We start from the raw sequence: 18,244 nt of genomic DNA, 5'->3' as shown, positions 1-18,244 counted from the left end.
CAATTCGGTCGTGCCGGTGGCCGGGCCGGTGCTGGCCGACCCGGTCGCGGCGTCTTCGTCATGCTGGTGGCTGCTCGGGGTGCTTGTAAGGCTAGCCCCTACCGCGGGTCACGCTTCCTGTTCGGAAGGAACCTCTGCGGTGGCATCGCCGCCACGCTGCGCCTTGGCCGCCGCCTTCTCGGCCTTGGCCTCGGCCTTCTTCTTGTGCGGACCGATCACCATGATCATGTTACGGCCGTCCTGCTTGGGCTGGGACTCCACGAAGCCGAGCTCCTGGACGTCCTCGGCCAGCCGCTGCAGCAGCCGGAAGCCGAGCTCCGGCCGGGACTGCTCACGGCCACGGAACATGATCGTCACCTTGACCTTGTCCCCCGCCTTGAGGAACCGCACCACGTGACCCTTCTTGGTCTCGTAGTCGTGCGGATCGATCTTCGGCCGGAGCTTGATCTCCTTGATGATCGTGTGCGCCTGGTTCTTGCGCGCCTCGCGCGCCTTCATCGCGGACTCGTACTTGAACTTGCCGTAGTCCATGAGCTTGCACACGGGCGGTCGAGCCGTGGCCGCGACCTCGACGAGGTCAAGGTCGGCTTCCTGGGCGAGCTTGAGGGCATCGTGAATGGAGACGATGCCGACCTGCTCGCCGTTCGGGCCCACGAGGCGGACCTCGGGAACTCGGATACGCTCGTTGATGCGGGGCTCAGTGCTGATGGGGCCTCCTAGGTTTGCGATCCCTACGTGCTCGTCGTGCCGGGGAGCTTCCGCGAAACGCGAAAAGCCCCGCACGTCGCGCATGCGGGGCCACTGAGCTCTTCGGCGTCGTGGCCTTCAAGCTCCCCGGAGTAGTCCGGCGTGATCCTTTACCCGGCCACCTCTCGGCGACCCGGGTGGGAGGGAGACCTCCGCTTGCGCGTCCAGCAAGGCATGCCGGACCGATCAGAGAGCTACATTACCACAACCGCGCGGCAAGCTCGAATGTTCCCTCCCGCCAGATGAGGGGCGATCATGGCACCGCCCTCCCCCACGAGATCGACCTGGGTGCTGCCTGGTGAGCCGCCTGCTCCACCGGCCACCCGGTGACCCGCGACGTGGTCGAGGACGGCCTCGAGGTCAAGCTGGTCGATCCGTTCGCGTGGTCCGTCTGAGGATCTCGGCCTCGCCGGCGGCGCGCATCTCCTCCACCGGGACGTCCGTGCGGCCGGTCATCAGCTCCACCTGGCGTACCGCCTGGTGCAGCAGCATCGCGAAGCCGCCCACGACGGTGCCGCCCGCCGCGCGCACCGCCGAGGCGGCGCAGGTCGGCCAGGGCGAGTAGACCACGTCGAACAGCGCCGGCACCCCGGCCAGGGCGTCGGCGTAGGCGTCGGCCGCGCCGCCCGGCAGCGTGGAGACGACCAGGTCCACCCCCAGAGCGGCGTCGAGCTTGTCGAACGTCTCCACGGCCAGCGCCACGCCGAGCCGTTCGGCCGCCTCCGTGGTCTCCGTCGCGCGGGCCGGGTCGCGTACGAGCAGCGTGGCGGAGCGCAGGCCGAGGCCGCGCAGCGCCGCGAGCGCCGAGGCGGCCGTGGCGCCGCCGCCGAGCACGGTCGCCGAACCCGGGGCGGGCACCCCCGCCTCCGTGAGCGCCTGCCGGACGCCGTGGACGTCGGTGTTGTAGCCGTGCGCCGCGCCGTCGCGGAACACCACGGTGTTCGCGCCGCCGACCTCGGTGACGGGCTCGGTGACGGTGTCGAGCAGGGGCAGCACCGCGCGCTTGAGCGGCATCGTCAGCGACAGGCCCGCCCAGGCGTCACCGCCGTCGGGGGCGGCGGGGTTCTCGCCGCGCACCGGACGCAGCCGCCGGAGGGTCTCCGGCAGCGCCGCCTCGTCGCACTCGATCGCCTCGTAGCTCCACCCGGCCAGCCCCATCGCCGCGTACGCGGCCCGGTGCAGGCAGGGCGAGAGCGAGTGCGCGATCGGTGAGCCCATCACCGCGGCCCGCATGATCACCTGCTCCTTCACGCCTTACCGAACTGCGAGCACCCTATCGCCCCGGGAGGAGGCGTCCCGCGTGGCGCCGTCGCGCACCCCGGGCTCCCGCCCCCGACGTGCCGGACGAGTGGCGTACCGCGTCCCCCGGACACGGCGAGGGCCGCCCGCGTGCGTGCGGGCGGCCCTCGCCGGTCGTCATCCCCGAGCGGCGGCCTCCGGCGCGCGGACGGACCCGCGCCCCGAAGGCCCCCGGTTCAGCCGCCGTTGCGGCGGTACTCGTCCAGCAGCTGCTGGAACTCGGCGTCCGTCGTGGCGAACTTGGTGACGTTGCTCTTCGGGTCGGTGGCGACGAAGTACAGCCAGTCGCCCTTCTCCGGGTTGAGCGCCGCCTCGATCGCGTGCTCGCCCGGGTTCGCGATGGGGCCGGGCGGCAGCCCGTCGTGCATGTACGTGTTGTACTTCGTGTCGATGCGCAGCTCGGCCTCGGTCGCGGCCGTGCGGTACTTGCCGAGCCCGTACATGACCGTGCTGTCCATCTTGAGCTTCATGGGCGGCTGGTGCTGGAGCCGGTTGTAGATCACCCGGGCGATCTTCGGCATGTCCTCGTACCGGCCGGCCTCGGCCTGGATGATGCTCGCGATCGTGACGATCTCGCCCGGCGTGTGGCCCAGGCTCTTGGCGCCGTCCGCCAGGCCGGTCTTGTCGGCCTCCTGCTCGAAGCGCTCGACCATCTTGCCGAGGATGTCCGCCGGGGTGTCCTTCGGCTGGAACTCGTACGTGGCCGGGAAGATGTAGCCCTCCGGCCTGCCCTTGGCGTACCGGGGCAGGTCCAGCGCGCGGGCGTTGCGGGACGCGGCGAGGAACTCCTTCTGCGGCTTGCCGGTCTGCTTGGCGAGCTGGGAGAGCGTGTCCGACAGGCGCAGGCCCTCCTTGATCTGCACCCGCACCAGCAGGCGGTTGGTCGAGTCGAGGAGCTTGACCGCGTTGGCCGCGGACATGCCCTTGCGCATCGTGTACGAGCCGGGCTGGAGCGAGGCGCTCTTGCCGGCGTTGGCGATGGCGTTGGTGAACGCCCGGGCGCTGGCCACGACCCCCTGCCGCTCCAGCTCCTGGGCGACGTCGGAGGCGCTCTGGCCCTCCTTGATCTCGATCACCACGTTGCCCTGGCCCTGCCCCGTGTAGTCGTCGGGGACGAGGGCGCCGCTGAGCCACTGGTAGCCGAAGTAGCCGCCGCCGCCGATGATGCCGGCGAGGACGATGAACGCGAGAAGCGGGGCGATGAAGCGGCCGCGGTTGCGGCGCCTGCGCCGCCTCCTGTTGCCGCTTCTGCCGGAACCACGGGACCGGCGCCGGTCACGACCTTCGTCGTCCTCGGCGCCCAGCAGGAAATCCATGTCGAGCTCGCTCATAGGTGCGCTGGCCAATCTCCCGGTTCGGTACGCCCGCCGTCAAGCGGCCGGACCGAACGATGGGGGGTCACCGTACGGAACGGGGGGATCCGCCGGTCGTGCGCCGATGCCCCGGGGCCGTGACTCTCCGTAGCCGTGCGGGGCGACGGAAGGAGCTGCGGCGTCCCGGCTCCGTGACTCCGCCCGCGGATCTCGCCGATCCTCCGGGGGGTGAGGGGCGTCGCGGGGAGCATCAGTTCGTCCCGAGGTTTTCGTTCAACTCTTCCCGGTATCTCACGAACTCGCTCTCTTTGTCGGTGAATTTGGTGATTCTATGCGCCGGATTGGTTGTCACAAACCAGTACCAATCCCCCTTCGCGGGGTGCAGGGCGGCGTGCAGCGCCCGTACCCCCGGGTTGGAGATCGGTCCAGGTGGCAGCCCTCTGCGCGTGTACGTGTTGTACGGAGAGCCGACCCTCGTCTCGCCGGGTGACAGGCGGGAGGTCCGCTTCCCGAGCGCGTACAGGGCGGTGGAGTCGATCCGGAGCGGCAGGTCGCGCCCCAGCCGGTTATAGATCACCCTGGCGATCTTCGGGTAATCGGCGGGGCGGCCCGGCTCGGCCTGCACGATGCTCGCCACCGTGACGGCCTCCAGCGGGGTCAGGTCCATCCGGGCCGCCCGCTCCTCCAGGTCGAGCCGGTCGGCCACGGTCACGAACCGCTCCACCATCGCCGCGAGCAGTCCCCTGGCGGTCGTGCCGGGCCCCATCTCGTACGTGGCGGGGAACAGGAAGCCCTCCAGGCCCCGGGCGTAGTCGGGCAGGCCGACCTGGCGCGAGTCGACCGCGCGCAGGTCGGCCAGCGGCACGCCGGCCTGCTTGGAGATGCGCCGCAGCGCCTCGTCGAGCCGCAGCCCCTCGGGAACCGTGATTCGCCGCACGGCCTGCGCGCCGGCCGCCACGGCTCCGCCGCCCTCCGGGTCGTCCGGGCTCAGGTACGCCCTGAGCAGCCCGTACGCGCCGGCGGCGAGGACGAGTGCGCTGAGTGTGAGGCCGCCGATGACGACGGCGGCCCGGCGCACGCCTTCGCGCCGTCCCACGGGCAGCGGCAGCGTGTCGGCCTCGTCGGCCTCTTCGCCCCCAGGACCGCCTTCGGCGCTGTCGCCCGCTTCGGCGCTGTCGTTCCCTTCGGCGCCGTTGCTGGCTTCGGCGCTGTCGCTCGCTTCCGCGCGATGGTGGCCTTGGGCGCGATGGTCGCCTTGGGTGGCACAGTGGTCCCCTGGGACGTGGTGGACCCTGTGGACGCTGCCGTCCTCAGCCCCTTCGTCACCTCGCCCCTGCGGAACATCTCGGCCGAGGCCGTCCTCACCGCGCGCCTGGGACGTGTCGCGCCCCGGCCGCTCCGCGGCGTCGCCCCGGAGGGTGTGGGCCGCGGTGTGCTCCTCGCTTCGCGTCGAGGAGGGAGTCGGTAGGTGGGGGGCGCCGGCGCGGGGCTCCTCGTCGTGCCCCCGCGCCGCTCCCCCGCTCACCGAGTCGCTCCGCGCCCGGCGGGGCGGGCTCCGGTCAACGCGGCGGCTCCGGCCGAGCGACGGGACGCGATCGATGAGCGACCCGAGAGACCAATGCGGCTCGCCCTGTTCAAAGGGCGGCTCACCAGATCGGAGCGGCCGGACCTCGTCGCAGAACGGCCCACGGGACGAGAGCGCCCTGTCCTCGCCGAAAGGCGACTCAGGAGATCAGAAAGCCCAGCCACCCTCAAGGAGCGGCTCACCCGACCAGAGTGCCCGGCCCTCCTCAAGAAGGGACTCACCTGACCGGGGTACTCAACCCCCCTCGGGGAGGGACTCACCCGACCAGGGTGCCCGGCGCACGCCGAAGGACGTCGTACGAGACCGGAGTGGCCGGTCCCCGTCGGAGGGCGGTTCATGAGGCCGGCCCGGCGTCCGCCGCGGACGGCGGATCGACGGGCCTGCCCGGCGGCGCGCCGGTGGCTCTCTCGGAGTCCAGGGCGTCCTGCAGCAGCACGACGGCCGCCGCCTGGTCCACCACGTCGCGCTGCTTCTTGGCGCGTACCCCGCTGGCCCGCAGCCCCTGCTGGGCGGCCACGGTCGTGAGGCGCTCGTCGAACAGCCGGACCGGTGTGGGCGCGAGCCGCCCGGCCAGCGCGACCGCGAACGCGCGGGCCAGCCCGGCGGCCTGCCCCTCACGGCCGGACAGGGAGGTGGGCAGGCCCACCACGACCTCGATCGCCTCGTGCTCCGCCACGATCGCGGCGATGCGGTCGAGGTCGCCCCTGCCGCGCCTGACGGTCTCGACCGGCGTGGCCAGCATGCCCGACGGGTCGCTGCGGGCCACGCCGATGCGGACGGATCCGACGTCCACGCCGATCCGTGAACCGAACCGCATGTCAGCCGAGCTGCCCCTCGATGGCCTGCTCGACCAGCCGCAGGGCGTCGCCGATCGCCTCCGGGCGCGTGCCGCCGCCCTGCGCGACGTCGTCCTTGCCTCCACCGCCACCCCCAAGAGCCTTGGCGGCGACGCCGACCAGTCTCCCGGCCTTGAGCCCTCGCTCGCGTCCCGCCTCGTTGACCGCGGCGACCACCACGGGTCGGTCGGAGGGGACGCCGGCGATCACGACGACCGCAGGCCTGTCGGCCGGGAATCTGCCACGCACATCAAGCGCGAGCTTACGCAAATCATCACCGGTCGTGCCATCAGGCGCGCGGTGTGTCACCACGGAGACGCCCTGCAGGTCACGAGCCTGCCCGGCCAGCTCACCGGCCACCTGGAGGACCTGGGCGGATCGGACCCGCTCCAGCTCCTTCTCGGCGGTGCGCAGCCGGGTGACGATGCCCTCGATGCGCTCGGGCAGCTCCTCGCGGCGCGCCTTGAGCTGCTCGGTGAGCTGGGCGACCAGCACGCTCTCGCGGGCCAGGAAGCGGAAGGCGTCGATGCCGACGAGGGCCTCGACGCGGCGCACGCCCGCGCCGACCGACTGCTCGCCGAGCACCTTGACCAGGCCCAGCTGGCCGGAGCTGTGGACGTGGGTGCCGCCGCACAGCTCGCGCGAGTAGTCGCCGATCTCGACCACGCGGACCTCGTCGCCGTACTTCTCGCCGAACATCGCCAGCGCGCCCATCGCCCGGGCCTCGGCCTGGGAGGTGTAGAAGGCGTTGACCTTGAGGTCGTTGATCAGGACGGCGTTGACCTCGTCCTCGACGTCGCGCAGCACGCTCGGCGGGACGGCGCCGGCGGCGGTGAAGTCGAAGCGGAAGCGGCCCGGGGAGTTCTCGGAGCCGGCCTGGGCCGCCGACTCGCCCAGGGCGTTCTTGAAGCCGCGGTGGACGAGGTGGGTGGCGCTGTGGCTGCGCGAGATCGCGCGGCGCCGCTCGATGTCGATCTCCGCCTGGGCCTCGTCGCCGGTGCGCAGCTCGCCGGAGCGGACCTTGCCGCGGTGGACGACCAGGCCCGCGAGCGGCGACTGCACGTCGACGATCTCGACTTCGGCGCCGGCCGTGCGGATGACGCCCTGGTCGGCGAGCTGGCCGCCGCCCTCGGCGTAGAACGGGGTGCGGCCGAGCACGACCTCGACGGTCGAGCCGGCGCCCGCGGCCGGGACGGGCACGCCGTCGACGAGGACGCCGACGACGGTGGTCTCGGCCTCGGTCTGGTCGTAGCCGAGGAACTCGACCCGGCCCGCCTGCTCCAGCAGCTGCCCGAAGACCGAGATGTCGGCGTTGCCGGTCTTCTTCGCCGCGGCGTCGGCCTTGGCCCGCTCCCGCTGCTCCTTCATGAGGCGGCGGAAGCCCTCCTCGTCGACCTTGAGGCCGTGCTCGGAGGCCATCTCCAGGGTCAGGTCGATCGGGAAGCCGTAGGTGTCGTGCAGCTGGAACGCCTGGTCGCCGGAGATCGTGGTGCCGGACTTGCGCTTGGTCTCCTCGACGGCCACGTCGAAGATCGCGGTGCCGGTGCGCAGCGTGCCGAGGAAGGACGCCTCCTCGGCGTCGATGACCGCGTGGATCTGCGGCGCGTCGGCCTTGAGCTGCTCGTACTGCTGGCCCATGACGTCGATGGCGACGGAGGTGAGGTCGTGCATGTAGCGGTCGTCGCCGGAGCCGAGCAGGCGCAGGTTGCGCACGGTGCGGCGCAGGATGCGGCGCAGGACGTAGCCGCGGCCCTCGTTGGCGGGCATGACGCCGTCGGCGACGAGCATGGTGCCGGTGCGCACGTGGTCGGCGATGACGCGCAGGCTGACGTCCGCGCGATGGTCGCGGCCGTAGCGGGTCTTGGTCAGCTCGGCCGCGCGGTCGAGGATCTTGTAGGTGGTGTCGATCTCGTAGATGTTGTCGACGCCCTGCAGGATCGCCGCCATGCGCTCCAGGCCCATGCCGGTGTCGATGTTCTTGCTGGGCAGCTCGCCGCTGATGTCGAAGTCGATCTTGCTGCGGACCTGGCTGAGCTGGTACTGCATGAACACGAGGTTCCAGACCTCGAGGTAGCGGTCCTCGTCGGCGACGGGGCCACCGTCCTTGCCGTACTCGGGACCGCGGTCGTAGTAGATCTCCGAGCAGGGGCCGCCGGGGCCGGGCACGCCCATGTGCCAGTAGTTGTCCTCCAGGCCGCGGCGCTGGATGCGGTCGGCGGGCAGCCCGACCTTGTTGTGCCAGATGTCGAACGCCTCGTCGTCCTCGTGGTAGACGGTCGCCCACAGCCGGCTCTCGGGGAAGCCGAAGCCGCCGTCGGACTCGCTGCGGGTGAGCAGCTCCCAGGCGAACGGGATCACCTCGGCCTTGAAGTAGTCGCCGATGGAGAAGTTGCCGAGCATCTGGAAGAACGTGGCGTGACGGGTGGTCTTGCCGACCTCGTCGATGTCGGGCGTGCGCACGCACTTCTGGGCGGTGGCCAGCCGTGACGCCGGAGGCTTGCGCTGCCCCAGGAAGTACGGCTTGAACGGCACCATACCCGCGTTGACCAGGAGAAGCGTCGGGTCCTCTGCGATCAGGCTGGCCGAGGGCACTACCTTGTGCCCACGCTCCTCGAAGAAGCGCAGGAAGCGGCGCGCGATCTCTGCCGACTCCATGGTGGCCATCCTTTGCGTTAGTCGTGTGTGGTGGATCTGTGGCGGTCAGTCGCCCTGACCAGCCTGGTCAAGGCCGAACCTGGCGCGCAACTCGGTTTCGCGCTCGGCCGCCTCGCCGAGGGCGTCGGAAGTAAAGTCTCTCACCCGCGCGAGCATGCCCGCCGCGCCGGCGGCCGTGCGACGGGCCACGTGGTCGGGCTGGAGCGCCTGCAACCGGCGCATCACCCACAGGGCGATGAACGCGCCCAGGGACAGGTAGAACAGCCGCCGGATCACGGGCGCCTCCCCGCCTGGCTCACGGACCGGCGCCCGGCCTGCCCTGCGGGACGGGCCGTGGCCCGGGCCGCGCGCGGACGGCGGGCTTCGATCGCCCGGCGGACGCCGTGGACGAGCGAGGACACCTTGATCAGGGGGCCCGTGAAGATGGTCTGGGTCACGGCGCTGAGCTTGGCGGCGTGGCCGCTGACCTGCTTGAGGTCCTGGGCGATGGCCTCGACGGCGACGAGCTGCCGGTTGGTCTCGTTGACCGTGACGCTGACGTCGTCGAGCAGCGGCGCGACCCGGCTGCTCAGGTCGGAGACCGCGCGGGTGGTCTCGGTCAGCAGCCTGGCGAGCCTGACGAGCACCAAGGTGAGCACGCACACGAGGACGATCCAGCCCGTGGCCGCGATCAGCCCGGCGACCTCTCCAGCGGTAAGCATCCGGTCATCTCCCTCGTACGCTGCGCCGGAAATGCAAGAACCCTATCGCGTTCGGGGACCCAGGTTACTGGGCACCGCGCTCGCGGCCGGATCCGCCGCACCGTGATCACCCCTGCCGAGCCTGTCTTGGCCGCGGTCGTCGGCAGGTGTGGGCGGAGGTCAGCGGGCAGGGGCTCCGGTCATTCGCAGGTGCGGGCCGGGTGGACGTCGGGGGCGTACTCCGGCCACTGGGCGGCCGTGAGGCCGGTGCCGACGAGGCCGCACAGCCTGCGCTCCCAGGAGGCGGGGTCCACGTCCCAGAGGACGACGGCGCGGTCGTCGCCCGCCGAGGCCAGCGTGCGGCCGTCCGCGCTGAAGGCGAGGGTGAGCACCTCGCGCGTGTGGCCGGTCAGGGGCGGGCTCAGCCGGGTCCTGGCGGCGGCGTCCCACAGGACGACCCGCCCGTCGTCGCCGCCGGTGGCGAACGTCCGGCCGTCGGGGCTGACGACGACGGCGTTGACCGGCCCGGCGTGGCCCGCGAGCGGGGCCGTGAGGGGGCGGCGGGCGGCGCCGTCCCAGAAGGTGACGCCGCCGCCGAGCCCGCCGCCGGCGAGCGCCATCGTGGGGCCGCGGGGGCCGGTGGCCATGCCGCCGACGACGGCGGGCCGGTGGACGCGGGCGGAGACGCGGTGCCGCGCGTCCCACCAGGTGAGCGTGCCGTCGGCACCGGCCGACACGAGCGTGCCCCCGGCGCCGTACGCGAGGCCGACGATCCCGTTCTGCACGCCCGTCGGATGCTGTACGCCCGTCGGAGGCGGGCCGGGGAACGGCCCGGCGACCAGGGCGCGCCGGGGGACGTCCCAGAAGGTGACGCCGCCGTGCAGGTCGCCGGCCGCCAGGGTGCGCCCGTCCGGGGCGAAGGCCAGCCGGGCCGGGACGTCCCGGTCCGGTGCGACCAGGCGGCCGACGACGGCGCGGCGGGTGGTGTCCCAGAGGGTGATGGCGGCGTCGTAGCCGGCGGCGGCGAGGGTGCGGCCGTCCGGGGCGAAGGCGATGGCGGTGCTGACCGTGACGGTGTCGTCGCGCAGCGGCTCACTGAGCGGGGCAGCCCTGTTCGGGTCCCGGTTCGGGTCCCGGATCGGGTCCCACAGGATGATCGAGTCGTCGTCGGAGGCAGAGGCGAGGGTGCGTCCGTCGGGGCTGAACGCCAGGCCGGTCACGCGTTCGGTGTGGCCGGTGAGCCGCCGGTCGAGGCGTCCTCCGGCGGCGGGGTCCCAGAGCACGACGCGGCCGGCGGCGTCACCTGTGGCGAAGATCGTCCCGGCTGCGCTGCTGGAGGTGCCGCCGGTGGCGGAGGGGGGCGTGGCTGGGCTGCCGGGGGCGGAAGGGGTTCCGGCGGGGCTGGAGGCCGGGCTGGACGCCGGGCTGGAGGTGGCCATGATGGAGAGGGCGCCGCCGGGGCCTGCCGCGACCGTGGTGACGGGGCGCGGCCCGGTCGTGAGGCGGGTGGCGCGGGGTTTGGCCCGGGTGAGGTCCCACAGGTCCGCCGACCCGTTCTCGGAGACGGTGACGAGCGTACGGCCGTCCGGACCGAACGCCACGCCCTCGACGGCGTCGCGGACACCGGTCGGGCGGCGCAGGAGGCGGGCGCGGCCGGTGCGCAGGTCCCAGAGGGCGACGGAGCCGTCCATGCTCCCGGAGGCGACGATCTCCCCGTTCGCGGTCGCGCCGGTGGCACCGTTCGCCCTCCCGACCCTCTTGATCCCGACGATGGCGCCGTCTGCCGTCCGGGCCCTCGTGATCCGGCGGGCGGCGCCGTTCGTGATCCCGGCCCCCGTGGTCACGCCGGCGGGCCCGGATGCCGCGCCTGAGCCGCCCGGTGCGAAGGCGACGGCGAAGACCGGGTCCGCGTGGCCGGCGAGCGGCGGGCCGTGGCGGGTGCCTCGCGCGGCGTCCCAGACGATGACCTTGCCGTCGTCGCCGCCGGAGACCAGCAGGCGGCCGTCCTGGTTGAACGCGACGCTCGTCACCTCAGCGGTGTGACCGGTCAGGGGACGGCCGTGCCGGGCGCGGCGGGCGACGTCCCACAGCAGCACGGCGCGGTCGGTCGCCGAGGCCAGCAGCCGGCCGTCCGGGCTGAAGGCCACGCCGCTGACGGCCTTCGCCGGTGCGGGCAGCGCGGGACCGGTGCGGGCGTGGCGGGCCACGTCCCAGAGGTACAGCCTGCCGTCGTAGCCGCCCGACGCCAGCAGCCGGCCGTCCGGGGCGAAGGCGAGGCTCTTGACCGTGTCCGTGTGCGCCGGAAGGCTCGCCACGTGGCCGAGGCCGCGCACGTCCCACAGGTCCAGCCGTCCGTCGTACGTGCCCGTGGCGAGCGTACGGCCGTCGGGACTGAAGGCCAGGGCGCTGACCGGGCCGGACAGGACGGGCAGGAACGCGGCCACGCGGCTGCGCCGCAGGACCTGCGTGAGCAGCGCGCTGCGCGCCTCCGCGGTGTCGGCCAGCCGGTACGCGGCCAGGCTGAGCCGTGTCGACAGCACGGGGTCGTCGTCGAGCAGCGGCATCGCCTCGGCGGCCAGGCGGCGGGAGGCGGCCAGCAGCGCGCGCCGCTCGGCCAGCTCACCCTTGGCCGCGGCCTCCTCGCGGTTGCGCGCCGCCACCACCGCCATCGTGCCCGCCAGCACCGCGAGCACCGTCAGCAGGGCGGCCGCGGTCCGCGTCAGCCGTAGCGTACGGCGGTGCTGGCGGAGGTCCTCGCCGATCAGCTCGTCCTTGGCGATCCCGTGCAGGGGCGCGGCGACGTCGGCCACGCAGCCGTGCAGGCGCGGCTCTCGGGGCGAGAGCCCGGCCCGTCCGCGCGCCCACCGCAGGTCCACCCAGAGCGGCTCGCCGCCGAACCAGTCCAGCGACTCGGGCGGCAGCGCGGTCGTACGGGACGGGTCGAACCCGCCCAGGTCGTCGTCCCAGGCCAGCTCCCCGCCCGTCAGGACGATCAGGACGGTGGACGGCGACCGGTTCTCCCGCCACCACCGCAGCTCCCGGCGCACCCAGCGCGACGCTGCGGCCTCCGGCGAGGCCAGCAGGACCAGGTGACGGGAGGCGGCCAGCGCCCGTTCGATCGACGGCCACAGCTCCGGCGCCGCCGGCAGGCTCACCTGGTCACGGAAGACGTGCAGCGCGCGCCGCCGGTACCAGGGTTTGCCCATGGCACGCAGACCGGCCTCCAGCAGCGGTGCGAGCCGCGCGTCCGCGGTGTGGCTGTAGGAGATGAACGCGTCGTACGCCGCCGTCTCGGCCACGTCCGTCCCCTTCCGCGTCGCGGGTCGCCCAGCGCCGACGGTACGTCTCGTAAGCGCGTCCCGCAGGGGAAACCGAGCGTCGCGCGGCGGGAACCGGGCGTCATGCGGCGGCATGCGTCCGTTCCGTGGCGGGCCACGCGTCCTGCGGGGGAATCGGTCCGGGATCGGACCGTTGGGGTCGAAGTGCTTGGGGTCAGGGCGGTCGAGGCCAGGGCGTTGGGTCAGGGCGTTGGGTCAGGGCGCTCGGAGTCAGGACGCTGGGGTCAGGACGCTCGGGGGTCGGAGAGCTGGGGACAGGGAGGTGGAGGCCCGGGTGCTCAGGGGCACGGGGCTGGGATCGCGGTGCTGGGGCAGGGCGCTGAGGACAGGCCGTCGGGGCTAACGCGCCCGAACCTAGGGCTCCCGGTGGGCGGCCGGTTCCAGGGGTCGCGTGGGGGGTTCCCGCGTACGGTGCTGAGCGTGGAAGGGGCCCGGCTCCCGGGGCGTCCTCCGGACGTTTCAGGGAGCGCGGGATGGAGCGCGGCATGGACGGAGACGACGGCGTCGCGTCAGGACGCGGCGCGCGCCCCTGGGAGCCCCGCCGGACCCGTGGCAGGTCGCGTGGAGCAAGGCCGCGCGAGTCGAACGCCCGCGAGTCGAACCCGTATGAATCGCCTTCCCGTCGGTCAGGGCCGCGCCGGCCGACCTCCCGTCGGCCGACCTCCTGTTGGCCGGCCTCTCGCTGGTCAATCTGGCGCTGGTCAAGCCCCCGCTGGCCGGTCTGGCTCGCGCCGGGTTCCCGCCGGTCGGGTCCGCGCGGGCGCGGCGAGCGCGGGCCGGGTTACGACGCGTTCATCTCGTACGCGCACGGCCCCCACGACCGGCTCGCCGTGGCGCTGCAGCGGCGGGTCGAGCGCTTCGCCAAGCCCTGGTACCGCAGCCGCGCGCTGCGCGTCTTCATGGACCGGGCCAGCCTGGCCGCCGCCCCAGAGCTGTGGCCGTCGATCGAGCGCGCGCTGGAGGCGTCCGCCTGGCTGATCCTGCTGACCTCGGCGAAAGCGGCCTCCTCGGCCTGGGTGGATCGGGAGGTCGCGTGGTGGCTGGCCCACCGGTCGCCGCGGCGGCTGCTCGTGGTGGCCCTCGACGGCGGGCTCGCGTGGGACCAGGCGCGGGGCGACTGGGCCGCCACGGCAGCGGTACCGGCGGCGCTGCGTGGCGTGCTCCCGCACGAGCCGCTGTGGGTGGACCTCAGCGGCCTCACCGGCCCCGGCGCGGCCTCCCCCAGCGCGGCCGTCCCCGGCACGACCGAGCCCCGCACGGCCAACTCCAGCACGACCGAGCCCCGCACGGCCAACCCCGGCACGACCGAGCCCGGCACGACCGAGCCCGGCACGACCGAATCCGGCGCAACCGGTCCCGCCATGCCGGACGATCCCCTGATCTCCGGCAGCCCCGTGATCCTCGGCGATCCCGTGATCCCCGGGGCTCCTCCTACCGACGATTCCGCCATCACCGGCGACTCCGCGGCTCCCGACGACGTCGTGATCCCCGACGACCTCGTCGCCGCGGTGGCCGCGCCCCTGCGCGGCCTGCCCAAGGACCTCCTGGTGGGTGAGCACCTGCGTGAGCGCCGCCGGACGATGCGCTGGGTGCGCGTCGTGGTCACCGTCCTGACCGTCCTGCTGGTGACGGCGGTGGCGGCGGCCCGGATCGCGGTGGGCGAGCGGGACGAGGCGCGGACGCAGGCGCGGGTGGCCACCTCGCGCCAGCTCGCCGCCGAGGCGGTCGCCGCGCTCCCGTCCGACCTGGACCGCGCCCAGCTCCTCGCCGTCGCCGGGTACCGGACGGACCGCAACCCGCAGACCCGCTCGGCCCTGTTCCAGGCGGTGACGGCGGCTCCGCACCTGGTGGGCTACCTGCACGCCGGGGCCCGGGTGTCGGCCCTGGCGGCGTCCGGCGACGGCCGTGTCGTGGTCGCGGGCACGGCCGACGGGCGGCTCGTGCGGTGGTGCCACACCTGCGGGACGCGGGAGGAGACGAAGGCGGACGGACGGCTCGTGTGGGACGTCGCGGCCGGCGCCGACGGCTCCGTGGTGGCCGCCGCGGACGGTGAGAGCGCCGTGGTCTGGACGCGGGAGCAACGGATGACCCTGGAGGCGGGTCGGTGGCCGGCCAGGGCGGCCGTGTCGCCCTCCGGGCACCTCGTCGCGCTGCTGGAGGAACGGCCCGGCGCGGAGCGCTCCGTGCTGGCCGTGCACGACCTCGCGCGGGGGACGACGCAGCGGCGGACCCTCCGCCGGGTCTACGCGCGGATCGCCTTCACCGGCGAGGCGGCGATCACGCTGATCGACATGCACGGGCCCTGGGAGCGCCGGGCCGTCTCCGGCCTGCGCCGCCTCGCCGGCTCCGGCCTGCTCGGCACCCCCATGGGCGGCTACACGCTGGGGATGTCGGCCGACGGCCGGCACGTCGGGTTCTGCAAGTACGGCGAGGTGACGACCTGGGCCACCACCGGGCCGCCCGAGCCGGCCATCCGGTCGGGCGCTGTGCCGTACGTCTTCGCGGAAAGCCTGGCGATCAGCGAGGACGGCGGCCGGGCCGCGGTCGCCCAGAGCGGCACGATCCGGGTGGTGCCGCTGAAGCCGGGCACCTCGCCGTCCCCCGTCCTCGCCGAGCTCACCGGGAACGCCGACACCGATCGGGTCGTCTTCGCGGGCGGCCCCACCCGGCTGGCCTCCACCTCGGGGGACGACGTGGTGCTGTGGGACCTGGAGCGGTTCTCCCGCCTCGGCACGGCCACGGAGGTCCCCTCCCTGGAGCAGGACGCCACCGCGGGCGTGCCGCCGCGGCTGGAGTTCTCCCCGAGCGGGCGCCGGCTCGCGCTCGCCAGCGCCGTCGGCCGCATCGTGACCACGTTCGGCGTGGCCGCGGGCCGGCTGTCGGAGGTGTCGCGGAGCGAAGGGCAGGTCGTGGACGCGCCGAGCGACGTGCCGCTGTGGTTCGGCGAGCGGCTCGCGCGGCTCGGCCCCGACCGTTCCGGCCTGAGGCTCGTGGACGACGGGAGCGGCCGGGTCCTCGCCCGGTGGCCGGTCCCCGCCGCGGAGGCGGAGGTCGCGGAGGCGCGCCAGGTGCGGGGCGGCACGCGGCTCGTGGGTGTGAGCAGCACCGGAGCGGTGAGCACGTACGACACCCGGACCGGGGAGGTCCGCCGGCTCCACCAGGTGCCCGGCAGCACCTGGTGGGGCGACACCGCCATCAGAGCGGACGGCGGGGGCGCGGTGACGGGCGCCCTGAGCGGCGAGGGCACGGCCTACGTCGACCTGCTCACGGGAGCGGCGCACGAGGTGGGAGAGGGACGGTCCTCGGGTGTCGTGTTCGCCCGGGAGGGGCTCGTCATCCAGCGCGAGAGCGGGCCCCTGGAGCTGTGGGACGTCCAGGGCAGGCGGCTGCTCCGCACCTTGCCCGGTGTCGGCAACCCGGCCGGCGCCCTGGCGGTGAGCCCGGACGGCGGCACGGTGGCGCGCGTCCGCGCCGACGGCTTCGCCGTGCTCACCGCGCTGGGCACCGGGGATCCGATCGGCACGTTCCCGCTCCCCGTTCCGGAGAACGCGACCAGCCCGACGCCCTGGGACGCCACCGCGATGGCGTTCACCCGCGACGGCCGGCACCTGGTCACCGCCACCTCCGGCGGCCGGCTCGCCGTGTGGCCCGTCGATCCGGCGGACTGGCGGCGCATCGCCTGCCGCACCGCCGGGCGCTCCCTGACCTCCGCCGAGTGGAACGGCGGGGCGGCCGGCGGTCCCCCTCCCGCCTCCTGCGACCGGTGAGCCCCGGCTCGCGCCGGACCGCGCAGCGGCGCACGGACCGCCCGGCACGTGGCCGCCGCCGCGTCAGGCGCCCCACGCGTGAACGAACACGCGCGGGAAGAAGCCGCGCGTCAGGTGCCCCGCAGGAAGTCGCGGATCTTGGCCCAGCGGTCGGCGACCGGGGCCTCCGCGCCGTGCCGGGTGGGCTCGTAGTAGCGCCGCTGCCGCACCTGCTCGGGCGCGTAGTCCTGCCGGACGAGGCCGTGGTCGAAGTCGTGCGGGTACTTGTAGCCCTCGCCGCTGCCGAGCTTGGCGGCGCCGGGGTAGTGGGCGTCGCGCAGGTGGACGGGCACCTGGCCGATGAGGCCGCGGCGCACGTCGCCGGCCGCGGCGCCGATGGCCTTGACGACGGCGTTGGACTTGGGCGCCAGCGCGCAGTGGATGACGGCGTGGGCGAGGTTGATCTGCGCCTCGGGCAGGCCGATGAGCTGGACGGCCTGGGCCACGGCGACCGCGGTCTGCAGGCAGGTGGGGTCGGCCATGCCGACGTCCTCGGAGGCGAAGATGACGATGCGCCGCGCGATGAAGCGCGGGTCCTCCCCCGCCTCGACCATGCGGGCGAGGTAGTGGAGCGCGGCGTCGGCGTCGGAGCCGCGCATCGACTTGATGAACGCGCTGATCACGTCGTAGTGCTGGTCGCCCTGCCGGTCGTAGCGGACGGCCGCCTTGTCGACGGCCCGCTCGACGACCTCGACGGTGATCTCGTCCTCCAGCAGGGCCGCCGCCTCCAGGTACGTCAGCGAGCGCCGGGCGTCGCCGCCGGCCAGCCGTACGAGGTGGTCGAGCGCCTCGGGGGTCAGCGTGGCGCGCCCGGCGAGGCCCCGCTCGTCGGCGGCGGCGCGTTCCAGCACGGCGCGGATGTCGTCGTCGGTCAGCGACTCCAGCGTGAGCAGCAGCGAGCGCGACAGCAGCGGCGAGATGACGGAGAAGAACGGGTTCTCGGTCGTGGCGCCGATGAAGGTGACCCAGCGGTTCTCGACGGCGGGCAGCAGGGCGTCCTGCTGGGCCTTGTTGAAGCGGTGGACCTCGTCGACGAAGAGCACGGTCTGCCGGCCGGACATGCCCAGCTCGTTGCGGGCCTGCTCGATGGCGGCGCGGACGTCCTTGACGCCGGCCGAGACGGCGGAGACCTCGACGAAGCGGCGCTTGGTGACGTTGGAGACGACGTAGGCGAGGGTGGTCTTGCCGGTGCCGGGCGGCCCCCACAGGAAGAGCGACATGGGCGCCTCGCTCTCGACGAGGCGGCGCAGCGGGGTGCCGGGGCCGAGCAGGTGGCGTTGGCCGATCACCTCGTCGAGGGTCCGCGGCCGCATCCGGACCGCGAGCGGCTGAGGTGTGGCCTGCTCGGCCGCCGAGTCGAACAAGCTCTCCACAGCGTGAGATTACAGGGTGGACCGTGTGCAGTGGTCCAGAGCCGGGCGGCGGTCCGGGGGTCAGGAGCTCCACACCGCTCGGGCGCCGGAGTCGCCGGCGCGGAAGACCAGGTACGCGGTCGCGGCGGCCAGCGCCACGACCAGCGCCGACAGTCCCAGCGTGGCGGTACGGCCCAGGCGGTCATGGGTGGAGCCGCGCGCGGATGTGGTGGCGTACACGAGCACCAGCGAGCCCAGCGCGAGGGCGCTGACCGACAGCAGCAGCGGCAGGGCGAAGCCCTCGTGCACCTCGATGCGCTCCCCCAGCGCGCCCCCCGCCGAGGCGAAGCGGGCCTCCCGCAGCCGCTCGCCGCTCTCCCTGGCCGCGAAGACGGCGGCCGGCGCCACCACGGACAGCAGGACGAGCGCCCAGGCCAGCAGGGGCCGCCGGGCCGCGAGCAACGCGTACCCGACGGCGACCACGGTGAGCAGCACGGTCAGGACGACGGCGAAATGGATGATCAACGGGTGCGCCGGCAGGCCCAGGATCTGGTCGAACATGGCATGGGCTCCTTTTCGTCCTTATTTCAACTACGTGCTGGTGCGCGATATGGTTCCGACCTGCCGCGCCAC

The 18,244-nt window shown here is 73.8% G+C and carries 12 protein-coding genes; 1 reads left to right on the top strand and 11 read right to left on the bottom strand.

Annotated elements, in window-relative coordinates; genetic code table 11:
• Positions 1 to 108 precede the first annotated feature (108 nt).
• From infC to HT134_RS36900, 9 genes are all read right to left on the bottom strand, one after another.
• Positions 109 to 792, bottom strand: a complete 684-nt coding sequence (infC, locus tag HT134_RS36940) for a translation initiation factor IF-3 (protein WP_312888710.1) — start codon at positions 790 to 792, stop codon at positions 109 to 111.
• Between the two features lie 315 nt (positions 793 to 1,107).
• Positions 1,108 to 1,980, bottom strand: a complete 873-nt coding sequence (locus HT134_RS36935; RefSeq protein ID WP_175605105.1) for a shikimate dehydrogenase — start codon at positions 1,978 to 1,980, stop codon at positions 1,108 to 1,110.
• Positions 1,981 to 2,222: 242 nt separating this feature from the next.
• Positions 2,223 to 3,377 (bottom strand): endolytic transglycosylase MltG, encoded by a 1,155-nt coding sequence (mltG, locus tag HT134_RS36930; RefSeq protein WP_175605104.1) that lies wholly within the window; start codon positions 3,375 to 3,377, stop codon positions 2,223 to 2,225.
• Between the two features lie 232 nt (positions 3,378 to 3,609).
• Positions 3,610 to 4,455 (bottom strand): endolytic transglycosylase MltG, encoded by an 846-nt coding sequence (gene mltG / locus HT134_RS36925; protein WP_312888708.1) that lies wholly within the window; start codon positions 4,453 to 4,455, stop codon positions 3,610 to 3,612.
• Between the two features lie 823 nt (positions 4,456 to 5,278).
• Positions 5,279 to 5,761: a Holliday junction resolvase RuvX gene (ruvX, locus tag HT134_RS36920; protein ID WP_175605103.1), complete on the bottom strand. Its 483-nt coding sequence runs from the start codon at positions 5,759 to 5,761 to the stop codon at positions 5,279 to 5,281.
• Position 5,762: 1 nt separating this feature from the next.
• Positions 5,763 to 8,435 (bottom strand): alanine--tRNA ligase, encoded by a 2,673-nt coding sequence (gene alaS / locus HT134_RS36915; RefSeq protein WP_175605102.1) that lies wholly within the window; start codon positions 8,433 to 8,435, stop codon positions 5,763 to 5,765.
• Between the two features lie 45 nt (positions 8,436 to 8,480).
• Positions 8,481 to 8,711 (bottom strand): hypothetical protein, encoded by a 231-nt coding sequence (locus HT134_RS36910; RefSeq protein WP_175594724.1) that lies wholly within the window; start codon positions 8,709 to 8,711, stop codon positions 8,481 to 8,483.
• A complete protein-coding gene (locus tag HT134_RS36905) occupies positions 8,708 to 9,136 on the bottom strand; it encodes a DUF948 domain-containing protein (protein WP_175605101.1) in 429 nt (142 codons plus the stop codon). The genes HT134_RS36910 and HT134_RS36905 overlap by 4 nt, the downstream gene beginning before the upstream one ends.
• Before the next feature lie 179 nt (positions 9,137 to 9,315).
• On the bottom strand, positions 9,316 to 12,414 hold the full coding sequence (locus HT134_RS36900) for a TIR domain-containing protein (RefSeq protein ID WP_175605100.1): 3,099 nt from the start codon (positions 12,412 to 12,414) through the stop codon (positions 9,316 to 9,318).
• A gap of 512 nt (positions 12,415 to 12,926) precedes the next feature.
• Here HT134_RS36900 and HT134_RS36895 point away from each other — a divergent pair.
• The gene (locus HT134_RS36895; RefSeq protein ID WP_312888707.1) at positions 12,927 to 16,220 is read left to right on the top strand and encodes a toll/interleukin-1 receptor domain-containing protein; all 3,294 of its coding nucleotides are present in this window, start codon (positions 12,927 to 12,929) and stop codon (positions 16,218 to 16,220) included.
• A 110-nt stretch (positions 16,221 to 16,330) separates the two neighbouring features.
• On the opposite strand, the gene HT134_RS36890 is transcribed toward HT134_RS36895, so the two are convergent.
• Together HT134_RS36890 and HT134_RS36885 are read right to left on the bottom strand one after the other, a co-directional pair.
• Positions 16,331 to 17,632: a replication-associated recombination protein A gene (locus HT134_RS36890; RefSeq protein WP_175605098.1), complete on the bottom strand. Its 1,302-nt coding sequence runs from the start codon at positions 17,630 to 17,632 to the stop codon at positions 16,331 to 16,333.
• A gap of 60 nt (positions 17,633 to 17,692) precedes the next feature.
• The gene (locus HT134_RS36885; RefSeq protein ID WP_175605097.1) at positions 17,693 to 18,172 is read right to left on the bottom strand and encodes a DUF2231 domain-containing protein; all 480 of its coding nucleotides are present in this window, start codon (positions 18,170 to 18,172) and stop codon (positions 17,693 to 17,695) included.
• Positions 18,173 to 18,244: the final 72 nt, after the last annotated feature.

It is taken from the genome of Nonomuraea rhodomycinica, assembly GCF_013363995.1.
GTDB classification, from domain to species: Bacteria; Actinomycetota; Actinomycetes; order Streptosporangiales; family Streptosporangiaceae; genus Nonomuraea; species Nonomuraea rhodomycinica.
Note: the sequence above shows the minus strand (reverse complement) of the source record. Positions and strands in the feature narration are given on the sequence as shown.

Coding starts and splice junctions, on each gene's coding strand:
- infC (WP_312888710.1), bottom strand. CDS start 792: ATGCGCGACGTGCGGGGCTTTTCGCGTTTCGCGGAAGCTCCCCGGCAC.
- HT134_RS36935 (WP_175605105.1), bottom strand. CDS start 1,980: ATGCGGGCCGCGGTGATGGGCTCACCGATCGCGCACTCGCTCTCGCCC.
- mltG (WP_175605104.1), bottom strand. CDS start 3,377: ATGAGCGAGCTCGACATGGATTTCCTGCTGGGCGCCGAGGACGACGAA.
- HT134_RS36905 (WP_175605101.1), bottom strand. CDS start 9,136: ATGCTTACCGCTGGAGAGGTCGCCGGGCTGATCGCGGCCACGGGCTGG.
- HT134_RS36885 (WP_175605097.1), bottom strand. CDS start 18,172: ATGTTCGACCAGATCCTGGGCCTGCCGGCGCACCCGTTGATCATCCAT.
- HT134_RS36895 (WP_312888707.1), top strand. CDS start 12,927: ATGGAGCGCGGCATGGACGGAGACGACGGCGTCGCGTCAGGACGCGGC.
- alaS (WP_175605102.1), bottom strand. CDS start 8,435: ATGGAGTCGGCAGAGATCGCGCGCCGCTTCCTGCGCTTCTTCGAGGAG.
- ruvX (WP_175605103.1), bottom strand. CDS start 5,761: ATGCGGTTCGGTTCACGGATCGGCGTGGACGTCGGATCCGTCCGCATC.